The following is a 16919-nucleotide window of genomic DNA, read 5'->3' as shown; positions in this document are numbered from 1 at the left end:
TTATCCCCCCAATAAAATGTATATATGTCGTAATTCAATTATAATTCATATGTCCATTATAAGGGGGTTGAGCACTGGCACCACCCGATTTTTGTCGATTACGAAACCAACAAAAAAGAACAGTATCTCTACTGATCTTTCTTTACGTAAATGTCACATCAACGATTTCCGTACGCCCCATATTTAATAATATCTATATATTCATCAAGTTCTGGCATCATTTTTTCTAGTATATCGTCATATTCTAGCTGTTTACTTTCAAAAAGATGAACATATTTTTTGGAAACAGAGTCTAATGCAAGCAAAGTTAATTCAATTATTTTTTCAGGTGAAGTTCGGCCTTGCAATAATTGTTTATCTACCAGCTTATTTAAAAATTCTCCACTATATTGATCAGTATTCTTTTGTAACAGATTCTGTAATTGCTCTTGTAATTCAACTGGTGGATGAAGAGTAGCACTTGTAACTAGTTTTGTTTCAATTAAAAAGTCATATTGAATTCGTTGTTTAATGAGAACGACCTCTTTTATTCTTTCGAAAAAATCATTCTTCTTAACCTTTTTAATTTCTTCGATAATTTTACCTCCGATTAGCTGACTGCAATAGTCAACAACATATAAATAAAGGTTTTTCTTACTTTTAAAATAATGAAAAAGAATTCCTTTTGAAATACCAGCTCTTGAAGTAATTGTCTCAGTTGATGTTTTTTCATAGCCAGTTTTTGCAAACTCTTCAATGCAGATTGTTAAAATCTTTTCTCTCTTTTCATCAGGTAATTTTTCAAATGCAGAATACAATGTGTACACCTCAAATTAATTTCGATCATTTTGTCTGATTATACAGCAATATCCTTTCGATGATAAGCAACATAGCTTAACACGATCATTATAGATACTACAGCTATCATGATACTTAGATAAAGTGGTTTAATAGATTGATTTGCAATAATGTCAGCAGCATCAATATATTTGAAGAAACTAAAATATTTGAGTCCTTCTAAGTTCTCGGTAATACCAGATACTACACTTAAAAAATATGATAAAAAAACAAAGCCTAACGAAATCGATGTGATTGTTCTAGCCTTTTTCATTGTCGTTGAAAGTAAGAATGATATAGCGGCAAATGTAATATGCAGTAGAAAAGTTGCTAAAACAAGCAAAATAAATGTTTTCATCGACGGATCTTCATCAGCAAATTGAAAGCCAATTAGAGAAATCACCATAATGATTATATTTAACAGAGCAATATTTGTCATAACAGCTAGCCACTTTTCAGTCATAATTTGCATACGAGTAATTGGCTTTGATAATAAGAATTCAATTGTTTTTTCATTTTCTTCCTTAGCGACAATATTTGAAGCTAACATAACCGCAAAGATACTTCCAAATAACGTTGTCATAAAGTGAACTTGAACCCCATAAAATCCGAGTAAAGATCCATAATCAAGGCGATCCATTCCAAATGCTTGTTTAAAAGAATCCGGATATGCATTAAGCAATTCCTTCATTGTTTCTTGATCCTGAGTAAATTGAGGATAAATGCTAAGTGTCATTAAAATGATTCCACTTAATGCAATCCCCCAAATAATAAGTGATCTTAAGTTTTTCTTTAATTCTCGTTGATAAATCATGTAACTTCCCTCCCTTTCCTACTCATAATAGTGAATAAAAACTTCCTCTAAAGAAGGCTCTTCTATTAATAAATCTTTCACATGTAGCGTTGACATCTTATGAAGAAGTCTATTTATATCGCCACTATACAAAAAGGTCCAATCATCACCGTTTTTCACTTTATTCATTCCCTCAATCTCTTCAATTGCTTGCTCAGTTTCAGTTTGAAGGTTAAGGCTTATTTTTTTCACATTATTTTTAAGTAACGTCTCAACTCGTTCTACCTTCAATAATTTACCTTCTTTAATAATCGCAACACGGTCACACATTTTCTGAACTTCACTTAAGATGTGAGATGAAAAGAAAATGGTTGCTCCTTTATCCCGCTCGATCTTTAATAATTCAAAAAAAGTATGTTGCATTAACGGATCTAATCCTCCAGTTGGTTCATCTAAAATGAGCAATTTTGGCTCGTGGAGAAGCGCTTGAATAATTCCCACTTTTTTTCTATTTCCAAACGATAAATCTTCAATTTTTTTATTAAGGTCTAAATGAAGTTTTTCGGCTAATTCGACGATTCGTTGATTATTTGTGTATTGATGAAACTTAGCAGAATACTGAAGTAAATCCAAAGCTTTCATATCATCATAGTAATGAACTTCAGATGGTAAATAACCAACTTGCTTACGAATTTCCTTTGAGTCTTTAACACTATCTTTCCCAAAAATATTGGCTGTTCCGCTTGTTGGGTGAATAAAATTTAACAATGTACGTATTGTTGTGCTTTTCCCTGCCCCGTTTGGTCCAATAAAGCCGAAGATTTCTCCCTTATGAATTGAAAGGGAAAGGTCATCAATTCCTCTGTTTTTTTTATAGCTTTTGGTCAAATTATTAATCTCGATTATTTTCATATAACTTCCTCCTATATGAGGGTGAATTGACTGATCAGTCAATTTTAGTTTAATTCACATTGACTAGTTAGTCAATGTATTAATAAAGAATAATTAACCACATATTCACAAAGAAACTATTGCATATTTTTTTAATAACCATTATAATATTACACTGTTTGTTGCAACATTTTTTATTAAGTATGAATAAAATAAGAAGACACCATTTTATATAGTTTTTAGAAGCTATGTCATTTTAAAATCGTTAAATACCTACACACATCAAATATGACAATGAAAGGAGCGAAATAATGTTTAGTAAACTATTAGAAGCTGACCAACGTTCTGATAATCCAGAAGAATTGAAGGAAGAATTGGAGGATCTTGAGTTCCAAGTCTTTAGGATGCAGGATAATTTAAAGGAAATTGCCAAAAAAAGTAAGGTTCTAGGTGTTGACCAAACAAAAGAAGATAAGCTAGTTATCGTTTATACTCCAGAAGATGATCAATCTTGTAAAATTATGCTATGCAACTGTGAAACCTCATATAAAGGAAAGTGGGATTTTTCCATTCACGCAACATATGTAGATGATGAAACGATCCACATTGGTGATATTAAAGGACCTGCAAATAAAGGGTATGGCTCCATATGTATGGACTACTTAAAAGAACTTGCAATTGAGCAAAACATTCCTAAAATTACAGGTGACATTGCTGAAAGAGATTGGGATCATGTCGACAGACTTGTTCACTTTTATGAAAAACATGATTTTCATGTTGAAATTAATTATGACCATAAATCTGGGGAAATTATGTGGTATAGATAAATAAATGGATCATTTTGAATCAGTTAACGTCTTCAACTGAATCAAAATGATCTATTTTTTTGATTTCTTTCCCCCTTCTTCAAGTTTGAATAACAAATTAAAAAAACTTTTCAAAAATGAAACCTTTCTATATGATAGACCGTAGTACTTATTGTCACAAAAAGTGACTGCTCATTTTTAAAGGGAGGAACATACACCATGATAAAGAAATTATTTTCAGCAATGCTCGCTATTACCTTACTTTGCACTCCAATAAGTGGATTTTTAGTTGGAGATCATGTTACAACAGTTAGCGCAAAGGGCTACAAATCTGGTAAAAAGTCATTTAACTCAAATACAAACAGCCCGTCACTTATTAAAAAGGATGATACTCAGCAAAAATCCTCTACCACAACAAAAAGTAACACTACTACAAAGCCAAAAGCCGGCAGTTTAATGAAAGGTTTGTTTTTAGGTGGGTTAGCTGGTTTATTACTCGGAGGATTGTTAAGTAATCTTGGCATTTTAGGTTCATTAATTGGCCTAGTTATTAATGTTTTAGCCATATTTGCCGTTATTTTTATTATTCGAAAAGTATTTACTTACTTTGTAAATAAAAATAAGCGTAAACACAAGGAAGATACAATATGGGGCAAATAAAGCTTTCTGAACAAAATATTGTAAATGCACTCTGTTTACACATTGCTCATAAAAGGCAAATCAAGCCTCAGGACGTTGAAATTGAGCTATTATATGATGATGACTATGGTTTTTCTGCTGAAGCATATATACAGGATCGAAAGCAAATATTGATAACTGCCAATATAATAGAGGCCATTCGCTTTTGGTTGGAAAACGAAATGAATATCGATCCTTTTGCTGCCGCAATAGAGCTAGTATTAGATGAAAATGAGGGAATTATTACATTGATTAAATAACAAACCGAGTGGGTAAAAGCCACTCGGTTTTTATTTTCACAAGAATCTTCGCTATAATTGTTATGAAAGCACGCTAATAATTAAAGGAGATAGTATAGCATGAGATCCCCGAGGGTACTTTTATAGGTTCAATTTTAACAGATATCATACTAATCATTTACCTTCTAACGTTAATTGATGAAATTGGATTAGGTTTTGTCATTTTGTTATCTACTCTACTGATAGGCGGAACATTTATCACCTATAAATTTATGTCTAAGATATAAAATTGTAGGTAACTTATCAAGAGTTCTCTTTCAGTTAGGGAAAGAGAACTCTTTTAAATTAGAAGAACTCTAAAACCATTCACCTTTTGCAACCTTAACTACATTTCCTCCAACATGAATAGAATAGTTTCCTTCTCTTTCTTCTGCCCGAATATGAATTAAGGATTCTCTTTGAATCTCGTACCCCTGCTCAACTTTTAAATCTAATGAGTTTGTTTGAAAATATTGATGTTTTAGCAAGTAACCTGCCAAGCATCCATTGGCACTTCCTGTTGCAGGATCTTCGGGTATACCGAAAACATCAACAAACACCCTTGCATTTAGGTGATGTTCCTTGTGATAAGTTTCTTTACTGAAAACTAGAATGGCTTTTGCTCTAGTTTTTTCGGTTAATTTAAGAAGTTTTTCTTGATTAATTTTGGCTTTTTTTACTTCAGCCAATCCTTTTAAAGGAACAATAATGAAAGGGAGACCTGTTGAGACATCCTCAATTGGATAGTTCTCATCAAAATCATCAATGTCCAAGTTAAGTACATCACTCAATTGTTCATATGTAAACGTTTGAGCAAAGCTAGGCTCATTTTGTTTCATCCAAAGTATTTCAGATTCATCAAAAGAAACAGGGATATCTCCAACCTTTAACTTTAATATAACCTCTTCTTCTAGCTCTTCCATTATCTCATTTCGAATAATATATGAAGTCCCTAAGGTCGGATGTCCTGCAAACGGCACTTCTTCATTAGGTGTAAAAATTCTTACACGGTACCCTCCATCTACCTTTTCATCAGTTTCAATAAAAGTTGTCTCTGAGAAATTAGTTTCTTTCGCAATTTTCTGCATTTCCTCACTAGATAAATCTCCTATATTCCGAAAAACAGCCAATTGATTTCCTTTATATTTTTCTTCAGCAAAAACATCAACAACATAATAGATCATGCTAACGTCAACTCCGATTGAACATAATGATAAAGCAAGTTTGAAGTATGCTCCAATGAGGAAGTATGTGTTCGTTCAAACGCATGTGAAGCATCAATGCCAGGCCCGATTAAGCCATGAATAATATCATGTCCTGATCGTATCGCAGCAGAAGCATCTGATCCATAATATGGATAAATATCAACTTTATATTTAATATTATTTTGTTTCGCTAACTCAATTAGTTTCCTTCGTAGCCCTAAATGATAAGGTCCACTAGAATCCTTTGCACAGATTGAAACTGTAAATTCATCCGTTTCTTGGCCGTCCCCAATTGCCCCCATATCCACAGCTAAATATTCAACTGTTTCACTAGCTATATTTGAATTACCACCGTACCCGATTTCTTCATTATTTGAGATCAGGAAATGAGTTGTATACGGCAGTTCAATAGGATCTACTACTATTCTTTTAATTAGTTGTAATACTATCGCAACACTTGCTTTGTCATCTAAATGACGAGACTTAATAAATCCACTAGGTGTTACTTCAACTCTTGGATAAAATGAAATAAAATCACCAACCTCAATTCCAAGATCTTTTACATCGTCTGCATTATGTACTTTCTCATCAATTCTTACTTCGATATTTTTTTGGTTTCTCTCTAGCTTACCGGCATCCTTATATACATGGACAGATGTCTGATGCATAAGAATTGTACCAGTATAGGTTTTCCCACCGGCGGTTTCAATCTGACAGTATTCACCTTCTATAGAGTTATAGTTAAAGCCCCCGATTAAATCAATCATTAATCTGCCGTTAGATTTAATGTTCTTTACAATTGCACCTAAAGTGTCTACATGAGCCGTTAACATCCTATGTCGATCATTATTTTTTCCAGGTATAGTAACAAGTAAGCCACCTTTGTGATTTCTTTTCATATTTACATTCAAAGGCTTTAAATACTCCTCTACAAACGAAATGACTTTTTCTGTATTCCCTGATGGGCTTGGTATTTCAACCAATTTTTTAATTAACTGTATTGTTTCATCCATTGTCTATTCCTCCTTTTTATGAATATCCATAAATATGATTGTAACTTAGATAAAATACAAATAAAACTCGCAGCTTCGAGTTCACAAAGAAGTTTCACTCTATTTATTCAATAAAAATCCCCTTAACTTGTTTAAGGAGTTTTTATCTATTCCACACCCTTTGATAAAATAGTTTTCCACTGTTCCAAATTCCTTCATAATTTCCTGTAAAACATCTTCTAAATATTCACGACTTACAATTAATAACGGTTTTATTTGCTGAGAAGAAACACGATATAAACTCATCACTCGAATAAAGTTTTCAACTTTTTTCATTCTCGGCCCAACCAATTCATTTGACAATAAATAATGGTCGATTACTTTATCATACGGAACATGTAAATAAAGCTGTATGAGTGCGGTTATTAAACCTGTACGATCTTTGCCTCCGGTACAATGAATTAAGCACGGAGCTTTGTTATAATTAGCAATTAAAGTAATGATCTCTTTTATTTCTTCTCTTCGTTCTATGATCATACAACGATAAAAATCCTTAATCATTGCTTCAAAATCCAGATTCTTAGACCCTTTAACTAATAACTGGAAAAACTCCCTATGGGAAAGGTCCTGACTTTCATGATAAATAGGGATATGCTTTAATTCAATTCCCCAGCTTTTAGGAAATTCATAAAGTTTAGATTTTCGCTCGTTAGATGTACGTAAGTCACAAATTAACTTAAATCCATATTGACTAAATTTTTCTAAGTCCTTCTTAGTCAATCGCGAAATATCATCAGACCGAAACAAGACTCCAGATTTCACATTATTTCCATCCTCTGTTTCCATTCCCCCAACATCTCTAAAATTATATAATTTTTCAAATGGTATAGTTGCTTTCTGCATTTCATTTATACTCCTTCGTTCTTCTAACTATGGAAAACTTCTCCACTTCTTATATTAACTCCTTTATTTGCAAAAAAATATTTATTTCCCGGATAATTATTTTTAAATTGGGAAACTTAACTTTAGTTTTTTAACGTTTTTTACATAGGAGGAAGGAAGCATGGATTTACATAATAATATGGAATTTGAGTTAAGCGGAAATTTCATTCCAAACATTAGCAACTCCGACAAATTAAAAATCATTGAAATTTCTAGTGACAGTGTTGTAATCCAAATGAACAACTCAAAAAGAAGAGGAATTTTTCCACTGGACAGTTTTCAGTATTGGATTAAAAGAAAGTCGCTTATTTTTATCGAGCAGGAGAGAAAAACGTCATAAAGAACAATTTATGTTTTAAAGGTTTTTAGTAAATATGTATTACATAGAGTTTTTAGGTTTCGTAGAACTAATTACCTGGCGAAAAGTTTCATTTATATAGAAACTACACAAAAGAGGATCTGACTAATCAGATCCTCTTTCTTAGGTTATCTTATAACCAAGCAGCACCAACGATGATTAGTAGAATAAACAGTACAACGATTAACGCGAAGCCTCTACCTGCTCCTCCGTATCCTGCACCATAGCCATAACCGAATCCGTAACCCATTCTATATTCCTCCTTCTTAATATTTATAGAAACGATTCATTTCTTATCAATTTTTAGTTTAACCAATGTAAGCAGAGCCCACAATTATTAGTAGGATGAATAACACAACGATTAACGCAAAGCCACCACCGTAGCCATAGCCTGGAGTTGCACCACTCATTAACAACACCTCCCTTTCGTTGTAATACTACTGTATGTATCTAGGAAGTTGTCTGTAAGGGCATCCGCACATTTTCCTAAAAAAGATAAAAAATTTTATGTTAGACATATAGAAAAAGAGGGCCTGAATAAATTCAGCCCTCCCCTTACCTATCTTATAACCAAGCAGCACCAACGATGATTAGTAGAATAAACAATACAACAATTAACGCGAAACCTCTACCTGCACCGTAGCCATAACCTGCTCCACCGTATCCTGCACCATAACCATAACCGCCAAATCCTGCACCATAGCCATAACCGAATCCGTAACCCATTCTAAATTCCTCCTTTAAATTATTTATAGAAACGATTTCTTACTAATCAATTTTTAGTAACCAACGTAAGCAGAGCCTACAATTATTAGTAGGATGAATAACACAACGATTAACGCAAAGCCACCACCGTAGCCATAGCCTGGAGTTGCACCACTCATTAACAACACCTCCCTTTCGTTGTACTATTACAATATGTATCTGGGGACTTGTCTGTAAGGGCACCCGCACAGTTCCCTAAAAAAACTTTTAAAAAATCCAGTCATAAAGTTTTTTGTTTGCTAATTTGTCAGAAATGGTTTATGAATGGAGAATACATTCAATGCTAAAATGGGTAACAGAAATAAATTAATAAAGGATGTTTTGATATGAAGAAAAAAATGCTAACAATACTAAGCTTTTTATTAATTTTTCCTTTAGCAGTTTCAGCACATACAACTGTTAAAACTTCAAATCCTTCTGAGGGTGAGGAAATCACGCAAGAACTTACAGAGCTTTTTATTGAATTCGCAGGAGAGATTGAAGACCAAAGTACGATGACCTTAACAAAGGAAACGGAAGAGCAATCCTTTGATACGGTAACAGTTCAAGGAAGTAAGCTAATTGGGACATTTAATCGTTCACTTACAAATGGAAGCTACGTGTTATCTTGGAAGATTGCAGCAAAAGATGGTCACATCCTTACAGGAGAAATTCCCTTTACTGTGAATCTTCCAGCTACAGAAGAAGAAAATACTACAAATAAAGAAACTGATACACTCATTGATGAGGAAGCGGAAGTACCATCTGATACAGAGTCAAATCAAAATTACAAAGAAGAAACAACATCAGTTAATGAAGAGCAAACTTCTCCAGAACTTGAAACAAATGCCAAAGAAGAAACAAATAACTCTTCTGTTGCCACTATTTCAATTACGATCTTAATCCTTTTATTAATTGGTGGGGCATGGATCTTATTTCGTAAAAGAGGTAAATGATGAGTCAACTAATTCCAGTAACTGAATATGTTTCGTATATGCTTTATTCTTTTTTAGTCGGACATGTTGTATTACAATTTGTTCCACAAACACATAAACCTATTGTTACCGTTAAAAAACAAAGCTTATTATTAGCTGTGTTAGGAATTATAATTTTAACTTTTCTTCCTGTATTACAAGTTATTTTATTTTTCTCTCCTGATGGGTTAATAAGCTTAACTTCTTATTCAATCTTAACTGAGTTTCAAGTCGGTATCGCTTGGTTATACGGAAGCTTCTTTGCAGTATTATTATGGATGACTATTTATGTCGAAGGCTCTAAATATATTCAAGCCCTTTTCTTGCTACTAATGATCTTCTCAGTAGGGTATGCTAGCCATTCTTCAACACTTAACCTTTGGCCTGGTTTATTTTCACATGCTATTCATTTTTTAGTGATTACAATGTGGGTTGGAGTGCTATTACATGTTGGATGGCTTTCTAAAGATAGTAATAATTGGCGTTTGTTTTTAAAATGGTTTACCCCTTTATCCATAATCTTGTTTCTAACAGTCACGATCACAGGCATTTTTCTTATGTTTTTTGTTGTTGAACCAAGAGATTATGTTAATTCATGGGTAATCACATATGGACAGGTGTTGCTATTAAAGCATTTAAGTATTATTCCCATTCTTGCTTTTGCCTTAATAAATGGATTTTTAGCTAGAAAGGTCAAAGCCAATAATCAATTTAACCCTATAAAATGGGTACAAGCAGAAACAATGATCTTAATGGTTGTGTTTTTCATCACAGGTGTATTAGGAACATTGCCGCCACCACACCAAGTAAATGCGACACTCATTCAAGAGGGACCAGCACCGTGGATAGAGTTCTTGCTCGGGCAAAACATTACGGCTCCTTTTATCGTTCAACTTTCTTTTCATTTAAATGCTGTCTTATTAGTTATAATTGGGCTCCTATTTATTGGATTGCTTATTATTAGCTTTTATAAAAAGATCTCTCCAATTCTTGCCGTAGGATTTGGAATAGCCTTTATTATTTCTACCTATCTGGGTCTAATGTTTTCAATTGTTATTAAGTAAGAAATTTCAGTGCTACAATATAGAAAGGCGAACCATTTAGCTTTGGTTCGCCTTTTTATCATCCTACAATTTTCTTTTGATCTGTTCTTGCAACAGTAATACCTGTCGTTTCTTCAAAATTATATAAGCTTGTTGGTAAGTCTGTAAAACGTTCTAATTCATTATAAGCAGGAATTCCATGGTAAGACATGTCTAATCCTTCCTCTTCTTCCTCTAATGTAGCACGCAAACCAACAGTTGCCTCTGATATTTTGGCGATTGCCGCACCACCTACTAATCCCCAAGCTGCCACAACAACTGCACCCAATAGCTGAACTCCTAATAGTGAAACTTGACCTGTTGTAAATAACCCGGCAGTTGTGTCAAACAACCCAACTGCAATTGTTCCAAATAAACCATTAAAACCGTGGACAGCAACTGCTCCAACCGGATCATCAATTTTAAGATTATCGATTAGTAATGTTGCATAAATAACAATAACACCACTAATTGCCCCGATGATAATTGCACTCCAATGATTCACAAATGCACAGCCAGCTGTAATAGCAACTAATCCAGAAAGTACCCCGTTAATCGTCATACTCGGGTCAGCTTTTCCAAACTTATTCATTGTTAAAAGTAAAGTAACTGTCCCACCGCTTGCCCCAGCTAACATTGTATTAATTGCAATAGATGCTAAAGATGCATCGGAAGCATCTAATGTACTACCACTATTAAAGGCAAACCAACCGAACCATAAAATAAATGCACCACTTGATGCTAACGGAATATTACTTGGTGCGAATACGTTGACGCTTCCATCAGAATTAAATCTTCCTTTTCTTGGACCTAAAATTTTGGCCATTGCCAATGCAGCAAAGCCTCCAACTGCGTGAATTGCAGCTGATCCTGCAAAGTCCTTCATTCCAAGCTGTGCTAACCAGCCTTCACCATTCCAAATCCAATGACCAGAAAGTGGGTAAATGATTAATGTAATCAGTGCAGCTGTTACTATATAAGCCTTAAAATTCATTCGTTCGGCTACAGCACCGGAAATGATCGAGATACAAGCAACAGCAAAGCCCATTTGAAATAGCACGAACGCTTCACTCGGTAATTCTATTCCTAAAGAAATTTTCTCAGGACTTCCAAATAAACTTGTGCCTATAAACCCAAAAGCACTCTCTCCAAACATAATGGCAAATCCAAAGACCCAGAATGCTAAAGCCCCAATTGTTAAGTCAACAAAGATTTTCATCGTTACGTTAACAGCATTTTTTGTGCGAACTAAACCAGCCTCTAATAAGCTAAATCCACCTTCCATGAACAAAACCATTGCTGCCGCTATAACAATCCAAACGGTATTTAAATGAATAAGTTCCATTGATTAGATTCCCTCCTTTGCGGGAAACTCTCTTATTGTCAAATCATCAATTGACACATCCGGTTCGCCAGTGCGAATATTATAAGCTTCTAGAATAGGATATACATAGATTTTGCCATCACCATCTTCACCTGTTTGAGCAGATGAAATAATTGTTTTAATAGTTGGTTCTACCATATGATCAGATAATATAATTTCAAGTTTAATTTTCGGATGTAACGTTACATTATAATTTTTCCCTCGATAAACACCCTTTGTGTCTCTTTGCTTTCCTCTTCCTACAACTTGAGAAACAGTAAATCCAGTAATTCCAATATTCTTTAATCCCTTTATTGTTTCAGTAATTTTCTGCGGTCTTATAATCGCTTCAATCTTTTTCATCTTCATCACCCTAATTGTCTGTTAGATTTTCTAACATTGTATGTTATTGATTATAACACCGATGAAATAAGAGTCAATACTTTAAAAAATAAAAGTTTTCAGATAAGTTCACTTTGTCTATGTTATCTCTAAAAAACAAAATACACCTCTTATACTGAATAGGATAGGTCAAACTTGTTTATCCTAACAATGAAGGAGGTGTTTTATAATGGCACTAGACGTATTATGTGAAGTAAACAGCTGTGTTCATAACATCCAAAATGAAAATAAATGTGGTGCATCTCAAATTTATGTAGTCAATCATAAAGAAAAGAATGCATCAAGTAGTGGAGAAACTGATTGTAAAACATTTGAACCAACTGATCTTTAATATGTATTAAGAGGCAACCATCACCGTGGTTGTCTCTTTTCATTACTATTATTGAAAATAATTATCATTATTATTCATGAATGATAAAAAAACTTTTCCAGCAATAAAAAAAGCCAACATCATAAGATATTGACTACCTTTCTATACTTTCTTTAGCTTTTGCTTCTTTAACGTTTACTACGTTATATAAGCCGCCTTCTGAGTTTACAATGTACTCTGGGTTTGGTTTACCTCTATTTGCTTTATGACCGGCGATATGTGCTTCACTTTTTTCCCACTGCTTCCAATATTCTTCTGATTTCCAACGAATTTGGACCATTACCTCTTCTTCACCGCGTCTTACTTTTTTCACCATTACTGTTGCATCAACAAAACCCTCTTGCTCTTCAATAATACCTGGCTTACTAAACCGATCAACAACTTGAGCCGAACTTCCCTCTGTTACTGTAATTTTTTTCACTTGAACAAACATGCAATCTTCTCCAATCAATAAGTTATTTTTTGTTCTACAAATATTATAATCAATAATGATTATCATTGTCTATTTATAAAGTGTATTTTTCTAATAGAAAATTAAAAAAAGTAAAGAGAACTAAATTCAAATTTTTATACTTTCTGATCTTACTAAAAAGAAGTGACCGATATTCGGTCACTTCTCTTTTTACTTATCTTGTTTGCCCATTACCTGACATCATAAATTTTACTGTTGTTAAAGCCGGTAAGCCCATCGGTCCTCGCGCATGGAGCTTTTGAGTGGAAATACCAATCTCAGCACCAAAGCCCAGAGCTCCACCGTCAGTAAAGCGAGTAGACGCATTATGATATAGAGCTGAAGCATCTACTAAGCTCATAAATGTTTTAGCTGTTTCTTTGTTTTCAGTTACAATCGCCTCTGAATGCTTTGTACCGTATGCTTCGATGTGATCTATTGCTTCTTCGACGTTACTAACTGTTTTAACAGCTAAGTCTAAGCTTAAATATTCATTCGCCCAGTCTTCTTCGTTTGCAAGAACTGAGTTCGGAATATAGGATAAAGCTGTTTCATCACCATGAACAGTAATTCCATTTTCCTGCAAAGTTTTCACTAGGACATCTCGATTCTTTTCTAGCCAACACTCGTGAATAATAGCTGTTTCTAACGCGTTACATACAGCTGGACGGTCCGTTTTTGCATTAACAAGAATGTTTAATGCTTTTTCAACATCTGCTTCAACATCAATATATAAGTGGCAGTTTCCGACACCTGTTTCAAGTACTGGAACAGTGGCATTATTTACAACTGCATTTATTAGTGAACCTCCACCCCTTGGAATTAACACATCAATATGTTCTTTCATAGTGAACAGTTGCTGTGTTGCTTCACGGTCTGTGCTGGCAATAAATTGTACAGCTTCTTGTGGGATCTTTGTTTCTTTTAATGCCTCATGCATAACCTGCACGATTGCTTTGTTTGATGATAAAGCAGATGATCCGCCTTTTAATACAATGGCATTTCCTGATTTAAGAGCAAGACCTGTCGCATCGACTGTTACGTTAGGACGTGCTTCATAAATCATACCAATTACACCTAGTGGTACTGTAACTTTTTCAACTAGAAGACCGTTATCTAAAGTCCAGTTAGAAAGGATTTTACCTGTTGGATCTTCTAATTTAGCTACTTGACGTAAGCCATCAGCAAAGTCAAAAATTCGTTCTTTTGAAAGAGCCAGACGATCCATGTAAGCCGTATCGTAACCTTTCTCACGACCTGCTTGTAAATCTACTTCATTCGCTTTAAGAATAACTTCAGTATTTTTTTCTAAAGTATCAGCTAAAATGTGTAATGCTTCATTTTTTTCTTCAGTTGATAATAAACTTAATGTTTTTGCAGCTTTTTTTGCTGCAATTGCTTGTGATTCGACGTTTGGTTGTTCTTTTGTTACAGACATCTAATTCCTCCTTTTTATACTCCGACAGGCAACGATAATTCAAGTTCACATACTAAATCATCAAAATGGACAACCTCTTGCTTTTTAACACCCTCACCTGAAGCCTTTGCTATCTTTTCTAACTCTTCATTTGAATAGTTCACAACACCCAAACCAATTCTTTCTCCTTCATGATCAAGAATTCGAATAACTGCACCCTTTTCAAACTGACCTTCTACTTTTTCAATGTCTGATGAATAGATGCTGTGTTTATGATCAACAATGGATGTTCTTACATTTTGATTAATTGTTACTTCACCCTCAGGACCGGAATGGAAAGCAATCCATTGTTTTTTCTGATTTAAGTTAACTGTTTCGTTTGTTACTTCGAAATAAGTTCCTTTGGCTTCTCCGCGAACAGCATCGCCAAGAATATTAGGGATCGTTGCTTTTCCTAAGAAGGTCGAAATACCAGACGCCATCGCAATCTTTACGGCATCTATCTTCGATCTCATTCCACCTGTTCCAACGTTACTACCTGATTCACCTGCTCCTTCTTCGATTTCAGGGGTGATTTCATAAACTTTCTCAAGTAGTTTTGCTTCTTCATTTTTTCGAGGATCTGAATCGTATAAACCATCTATGTCAGATAAAATCATCAATTGATCAGCTTCTACTAAGCCAGCAACTTTTGCTGATAACGTATCATTATCACCAAACTTCAAGCGATCAACTGTTACAGTATCATTTTCATTAACAATTGGAATAATGCCACGTTCTAATAAAACATTTAGTGTATTACGTACATTGTTGTAGCGTTTTTCATCTGAAAAATCACTTCGTGTAATTAAGATTTGTGATGCCACATACCCGTGTGATAAAAAGATCTCTGAATATGCCTCAATTAATAATCCTTGCCCAATAGAAGCAGCTGCTTGTTTTTCAGGTAGAGATGTTGGACGGTCAATACAACCTAGCTTACGATAGCCTGCTGCAACAGCACCTGAAGAAACAAAGACAATCTCATGTCCTTCGTCCTTTAATAAGGCAATTTCATCAGCTAATTTCTCTAGTTTACGTCGACTGATTTCTCCGTGTCGACTTGTTAAGGAACTGCTTCCTACTTTTATTACAACCCGTTTTTTTTCGTTGTCTAGGGTCGTCATGATATCACTCCTGAGTCGTATTTATCTCTCTAAATCACTTGTTTCTCTATAAGTCTTTCATTTTCTTAAACTATAATCTTATTTATTTTGATGAGCTAACCAGTAAACTCTCTTGGATTTGTTCACTAATTTCTTTTGAACGTTTTGCCGCATGCTCAACTGCCTTCGCAATGGCCTTACCCCCACCATTTTCGTCCAATGCGTTTAACCCTGCTGCTGTTGTACCATTTGGTGAAGTAACCTTTTCTCTTAGTACAGTAGGCGTATAATCTTGCTCTTGAACCATTTTCGCAGCACCAACAATCGTTTGAGCAATAATTTCTCTTGTTGTTTCCAAGTCAAAGCCTGCTTGTGATCCTTGTTTTTCCATATGCTCCATCAAATAATAGAAATAAGCCGGACCGCTTCCTGCAAGACCCGTAAAGATATCCATATCTTTTTCTTCTATTGTATAAACCTCACCGATGCAACCTAATAAATCTTGAGTTAGTCGAACATTGTTTTCTGATGTTTCATGACCTGGGGATATGGCAGTAGCTGACTCACCGATCGCACTTGACGTATTCGGCATCACTCTAACTACTTGCTGGCCATTATGAAGGTTTTGTTCAAGATATGTTGTTGTAATTCCAGCTAGAACTGATAATATGAGTTGATTTGGTTTGATATGATCTTTAATACCCTTTAATGCTGAATCAACATCTTTTGGCTTCATTGCCAATATCATGACATCTATTTGATCAAACGGTAAATCTTTAAGTTTGATTCCTTTGATACCATACTTTTCGTTAAGTGCAGATAACCGTTCTTCATTGGAACGATTTGTCGCAATGATATTTTCTGTTGGAAATTCAGATCTGACTAATCCTGATATCATAGCTTCTGCCATCGAACCTGCGCCTAAAAATGCAACTGTCTTATCGTGTAGCATCTCATCTCTCCAATATCGTTCGTATTTTTGTTCGTATTTTTACTCACGATTTAATACTAACATGATGATTTTCATAATCAAGGTCTTAAAGAAACGTTGTGAGTATTTCTTCCAATTAGTTAGTGTAAGCGTTACCATTGATAGGTAATTTCTTTTAAAAGCTTCTCAGACGACTCTAACGCTTCATATCCGTTTATTTAAGGATTTGTTTTGAGTTATTATTCAAAATTTTTATGATATTCACCCATCTGCCAAAATGT

Annotated in this window: 22 protein-coding genes and 1 pseudogene; 7 read left to right on the top strand and 16 right to left on the bottom strand. The window is 34.3% G+C overall.

Features of this window, described 5'->3' with window-relative positions; genetic code table 11:
* Window positions 1-158: 158 nt before the first annotated feature.
* Genes ACEWK1_RS09745 through ACEWK1_RS09735 form a run of 3 tightly spaced genes read right to left on the bottom strand, consistent with a single transcriptional unit; the run spans window position 159 to window position 2521 of the window.
* Window positions 159-797: a TetR/AcrR family transcriptional regulator gene (locus tag ACEWK1_RS09745; protein WP_121661072.1), complete on the bottom strand. Its 639-nt coding sequence runs from the start codon at window positions 795-797 to the stop codon at window positions 159-161.
* A 38-nt stretch (window positions 798-835) separates the two neighbouring features.
* Complete coding sequence (locus tag ACEWK1_RS09740; RefSeq protein WP_212137395.1) at window positions 836-1630, bottom strand: ABC transporter permease subunit; 795 nt, start codon at window positions 1628-1630, stop codon at window positions 836-838.
* 18 nt (window positions 1631-1648) lie between these two features.
* Entirely contained in the window at window positions 1649-2521 is an 873-nt protein-coding gene (locus tag ACEWK1_RS09735) for an ABC transporter ATP-binding protein (protein ID WP_121661070.1), read from the bottom strand.
* Between the two features lie 290 nt (window positions 2522-2811).
* Here ACEWK1_RS09735 and ACEWK1_RS09730 point away from each other — a divergent pair, with 290 nt between their 5' ends.
* The 3 genes from ACEWK1_RS09730 to ACEWK1_RS09720 all read left to right on the top strand — a co-directional run bounded on the left by ACEWK1_RS09730 (window position 2812) and on the right by ACEWK1_RS09720 (window position 4244).
* Window positions 2812-3327, top strand: a complete 516-nt coding sequence (locus ACEWK1_RS09730) for a hypothetical protein (RefSeq protein WP_121661069.1) — start codon at window positions 2812-2814, stop codon at window positions 3325-3327.
* A 198-nt stretch (window positions 3328-3525) separates the two neighbouring features.
* Complete coding sequence (locus ACEWK1_RS09725; protein WP_232273541.1) at window positions 3526-3966, top strand: hypothetical protein; 441 nt, start codon at window positions 3526-3528, stop codon at window positions 3964-3966.
* Window positions 3954-4244, top strand: a complete 291-nt coding sequence (locus tag ACEWK1_RS09720) for a YxcD family protein (protein WP_121661068.1) — start codon at window positions 3954-3956, stop codon at window positions 4242-4244. The genes ACEWK1_RS09725 and ACEWK1_RS09720 overlap by 13 nt, the downstream gene beginning before the upstream one ends.
* A gap of 335 nt (window positions 4245-4579) precedes the next feature.
* Here ACEWK1_RS09720 and ACEWK1_RS09715 read toward each other — a convergent pair whose 3' ends face one another.
* The 3 genes from ACEWK1_RS09715 to ACEWK1_RS09705 all read right to left on the bottom strand — a co-directional run bounded on the left by ACEWK1_RS09715 (window position 4580) and on the right by ACEWK1_RS09705 (window position 7362).
* Window positions 4580-5446, bottom strand: coding sequence for a PhzF family phenazine biosynthesis protein (locus ACEWK1_RS09715; RefSeq protein WP_121661067.1), 867 nt, complete (start codon window positions 5444-5446; stop codon window positions 4580-4582).
* Window positions 5443-6480, bottom strand: coding sequence for a M42 family metallopeptidase (locus ACEWK1_RS09710; protein ID WP_212137393.1), 1038 nt, complete (start codon window positions 6478-6480; stop codon window positions 5443-5445). The genes ACEWK1_RS09715 and ACEWK1_RS09710 overlap by 4 nt, the downstream gene beginning before the upstream one ends.
* A gap of 99 nt (window positions 6481-6579) precedes the next feature.
* Window positions 6580-7362, bottom strand: coding sequence for a tyrosine-protein phosphatase (locus ACEWK1_RS09705; protein ID WP_121661065.1), 783 nt, complete (start codon window positions 7360-7362; stop codon window positions 6580-6582).
* 160 nt (window positions 7363-7522) lie between these two features.
* Here ACEWK1_RS09705 and ACEWK1_RS09700 point away from each other — a divergent pair, with 160 nt between their 5' ends.
* Window positions 7523-7741 (top strand): hypothetical protein, encoded by a 219-nt coding sequence (locus tag ACEWK1_RS09700; protein WP_212137391.1) that lies wholly within the window; start codon window positions 7523-7525, stop codon window positions 7739-7741.
* A 151-nt stretch (window positions 7742-7892) separates the two neighbouring features.
* On the opposite strand, the gene ACEWK1_RS09695 is transcribed toward ACEWK1_RS09700, so the two are convergent.
* From ACEWK1_RS09695 to ACEWK1_RS09680, 4 genes and pseudogenes are all read right to left on the bottom strand, one after another.
* Window positions 7893-8009: a YjcZ family sporulation protein gene (locus ACEWK1_RS09695; protein WP_212137388.1), complete on the bottom strand. Its 117-nt coding sequence runs from the start codon at window positions 8007-8009 to the stop codon at window positions 7893-7895.
* A 58-nt stretch (window positions 8010-8067) separates the two neighbouring features.
* Window positions 8068-8169 carry a YjcZ family sporulation protein gene (locus ACEWK1_RS09690; RefSeq protein WP_121661062.1) on the bottom strand — a complete coding sequence of 34 codons (102 nt, stop codon included), beginning with the start codon at window positions 8167-8169 and terminating at the stop codon, window positions 8068-8070.
* Between the two features lie 154 nt (window positions 8170-8323).
* A pseudogene (locus tag ACEWK1_RS09685) lies at window positions 8324-8395 on the bottom strand (YjcZ family sporulation protein); the annotation flags it as partial.
* 143 nt (window positions 8396-8538) lie between these two features.
* Window positions 8539-8643 (bottom strand): YjcZ family sporulation protein, encoded by a 105-nt coding sequence (locus tag ACEWK1_RS09680; protein ID WP_121661060.1) that lies wholly within the window; start codon window positions 8641-8643, stop codon window positions 8539-8541.
* Between the two features lie 207 nt (window positions 8644-8850).
* Between ACEWK1_RS09680 and ACEWK1_RS09675 the strand changes: the two genes are divergently transcribed.
* Both ACEWK1_RS09675 and ACEWK1_RS09670 read left to right on the top strand, forming a co-directional pair.
* Window positions 8851-9459, top strand: a complete 609-nt coding sequence (locus ACEWK1_RS09675) for a copper resistance CopC family protein (protein WP_212137386.1) — start codon at window positions 8851-8853, stop codon at window positions 9457-9459.
* A complete protein-coding gene (locus tag ACEWK1_RS09670) occupies window positions 9459-10541 on the top strand; it encodes a copper resistance D family protein (RefSeq protein ID WP_212137384.1) in 1083 nt (360 codons plus the stop codon). The genes ACEWK1_RS09675 and ACEWK1_RS09670 overlap by 1 nt, the downstream gene beginning before the upstream one ends.
* A gap of 58 nt (window positions 10542-10599) precedes the next feature.
* On the opposite strand, the gene ACEWK1_RS09665 is transcribed toward ACEWK1_RS09670, so the two are convergent.
* Both ACEWK1_RS09665 and ACEWK1_RS09660 read right to left on the bottom strand, forming a co-directional pair.
* Window positions 10600-11904, bottom strand: a complete 1305-nt coding sequence (locus ACEWK1_RS09665) for an ammonium transporter (RefSeq protein ID WP_121661057.1) — start codon at window positions 11902-11904, stop codon at window positions 10600-10602.
* Window positions 11905-11907: 3 nt separating this feature from the next.
* Entirely contained in the window at window positions 11908-12285 is a 378-nt protein-coding gene (locus ACEWK1_RS09660; RefSeq protein ID WP_121661056.1) for a P-II family nitrogen regulator, read from the bottom strand.
* A 208-nt stretch (window positions 12286-12493) separates the two neighbouring features.
* Here ACEWK1_RS09660 and ACEWK1_RS09655 point away from each other — a divergent pair, with 208 nt between their 5' ends.
* Window positions 12494-12655, top strand: a complete 162-nt coding sequence (locus ACEWK1_RS09655) for a DUF1540 domain-containing protein (protein ID WP_121661055.1) — start codon at window positions 12494-12496, stop codon at window positions 12653-12655.
* 133 nt (window positions 12656-12788) lie between these two features.
* On the opposite strand, the gene ACEWK1_RS09650 is transcribed toward ACEWK1_RS09655, so the two are convergent.
* The 4 genes from ACEWK1_RS09650 to proC all read right to left on the bottom strand — a co-directional run bounded on the left by ACEWK1_RS09650 (window position 12789) and on the right by proC (window position 16659).
* A complete protein-coding gene (locus tag ACEWK1_RS09650; protein ID WP_121661054.1) occupies window positions 12789-13127 on the bottom strand; it encodes an antibiotic biosynthesis monooxygenase in 339 nt (112 codons plus the stop codon).
* A 193-nt stretch (window positions 13128-13320) separates the two neighbouring features.
* The gene (locus tag ACEWK1_RS09645) at window positions 13321-14583 is read right to left on the bottom strand and encodes a glutamate-5-semialdehyde dehydrogenase (protein ID WP_121661053.1); all 1263 of its coding nucleotides are present in this window, start codon (window positions 14581-14583) and stop codon (window positions 13321-13323) included.
* Between the two features lie 14 nt (window positions 14584-14597).
* Entirely contained in the window at window positions 14598-15728 is a 1131-nt protein-coding gene (gene proB / locus ACEWK1_RS09640; RefSeq protein WP_121661052.1) for a glutamate 5-kinase, read from the bottom strand.
* Window positions 15729-15810: 82 nt separating this feature from the next.
* On the bottom strand, window positions 15811-16659 hold the full coding sequence (gene proC, locus ACEWK1_RS09635) for a pyrroline-5-carboxylate reductase (protein ID WP_121661051.1): 849 nt from the start codon (window positions 16657-16659) through the stop codon (window positions 15811-15813).
* Window positions 16660-16919: the final 260 nt, after the last annotated feature.

It is taken from the genome of Metabacillus sp. YM-086, assembly GCF_048059995.1.
GTDB classification, from domain to species: Bacteria; Bacillota; Bacilli; order Bacillales; family Bacillaceae; genus Metabacillus; species Metabacillus litoralis_B.
This window is presented reverse-complemented; position numbering and strand designations above follow the sequence as displayed.

Coding starts and splice junctions, on each gene's coding strand:
- ACEWK1_RS09740 (WP_212137395.1), bottom strand. CDS start 1,630: ATGATTTATCAACGAGAATTAAAGAAAAACTTAAGATCACTTATTATT.
- ACEWK1_RS09735 (WP_121661070.1), bottom strand. CDS start 2,521: ATGAAAATAATCGAGATTAATAATTTGACCAAAAGCTATAAAAAAAAC.
- ACEWK1_RS09730 (WP_121661069.1), top strand. CDS start 2,812: ATGTTTAGTAAACTATTAGAAGCTGACCAACGTTCTGATAATCCAGAA.
- ACEWK1_RS09725 (WP_232273541.1), top strand. CDS start 3,526: ATGATAAAGAAATTATTTTCAGCAATGCTCGCTATTACCTTACTTTGC.
- ACEWK1_RS09720 (WP_121661068.1), top strand. CDS start 3,954: ATGGGGCAAATAAAGCTTTCTGAACAAAATATTGTAAATGCACTCTGT.
- ACEWK1_RS09715 (WP_121661067.1), bottom strand. CDS start 5,446: ATGATCTATTATGTTGTTGATGTTTTTGCTGAAGAAAAATATAAAGGA.
- ACEWK1_RS09710 (WP_212137393.1), bottom strand. CDS start 6,480: ATGGATGAAACAATACAGTTAATTAAAAAATTGGTTGAAATACCAAGC.
- ACEWK1_RS09705 (WP_121661065.1), bottom strand. CDS start 7,362: ATGCAGAAAGCAACTATACCATTTGAAAAATTATATAATTTTAGAGAT.
- ACEWK1_RS09700 (WP_212137391.1), top strand. CDS start 7,523: ATGGATTTACATAATAATATGGAATTTGAGTTAAGCGGAAATTTCATT.
- ACEWK1_RS09695 (WP_212137388.1), bottom strand. CDS start 8,009: ATGGGTTACGGATTCGGTTATGGCTATGGTGCAGGATACGGAGGAGCA.
- ACEWK1_RS09690 (WP_121661062.1), bottom strand. CDS start 8,169: ATGAGTGGTGCAACTCCAGGCTATGGCTACGGTGGTGGCTTTGCGTTA.
- ACEWK1_RS09680 (WP_121661060.1), bottom strand. CDS start 8,643: ATGAGTGGTGCAACTCCAGGCTATGGCTACGGTGGTGGCTTTGCGTTA.
- ACEWK1_RS09675 (WP_212137386.1), top strand. CDS start 8,851: ATGAAGAAAAAAATGCTAACAATACTAAGCTTTTTATTAATTTTTCCT.
- ACEWK1_RS09670 (WP_212137384.1), top strand. CDS start 9,459: ATGAGTCAACTAATTCCAGTAACTGAATATGTTTCGTATATGCTTTAT.
- ACEWK1_RS09665 (WP_121661057.1), bottom strand. CDS start 11,904: ATGGAACTTATTCATTTAAATACCGTTTGGATTGTTATAGCGGCAGCA.
- ACEWK1_RS09660 (WP_121661056.1), bottom strand. CDS start 12,285: ATGAAAAAGATTGAAGCGATTATAAGACCGCAGAAAATTACTGAAACA.
- ACEWK1_RS09655 (WP_121661055.1), top strand. CDS start 12,494: ATGGCACTAGACGTATTATGTGAAGTAAACAGCTGTGTTCATAACATC.
- ACEWK1_RS09650 (WP_121661054.1), bottom strand. CDS start 13,127: ATGTTTGTTCAAGTGAAAAAAATTACAGTAACAGAGGGAAGTTCGGCT.
- ACEWK1_RS09645 (WP_121661053.1), bottom strand. CDS start 14,583: ATGTCTGTAACAAAAGAACAACCAAACGTCGAATCACAAGCAATTGCA.
- proB (WP_121661052.1), bottom strand. CDS start 15,728: ATGACGACCCTAGACAACGAAAAAAAACGGGTTGTAATAAAAGTAGGA.
- proC (WP_121661051.1), bottom strand. CDS start 16,659: ATGCTACACGATAAGACAGTTGCATTTTTAGGCGCAGGTTCGATGGCA.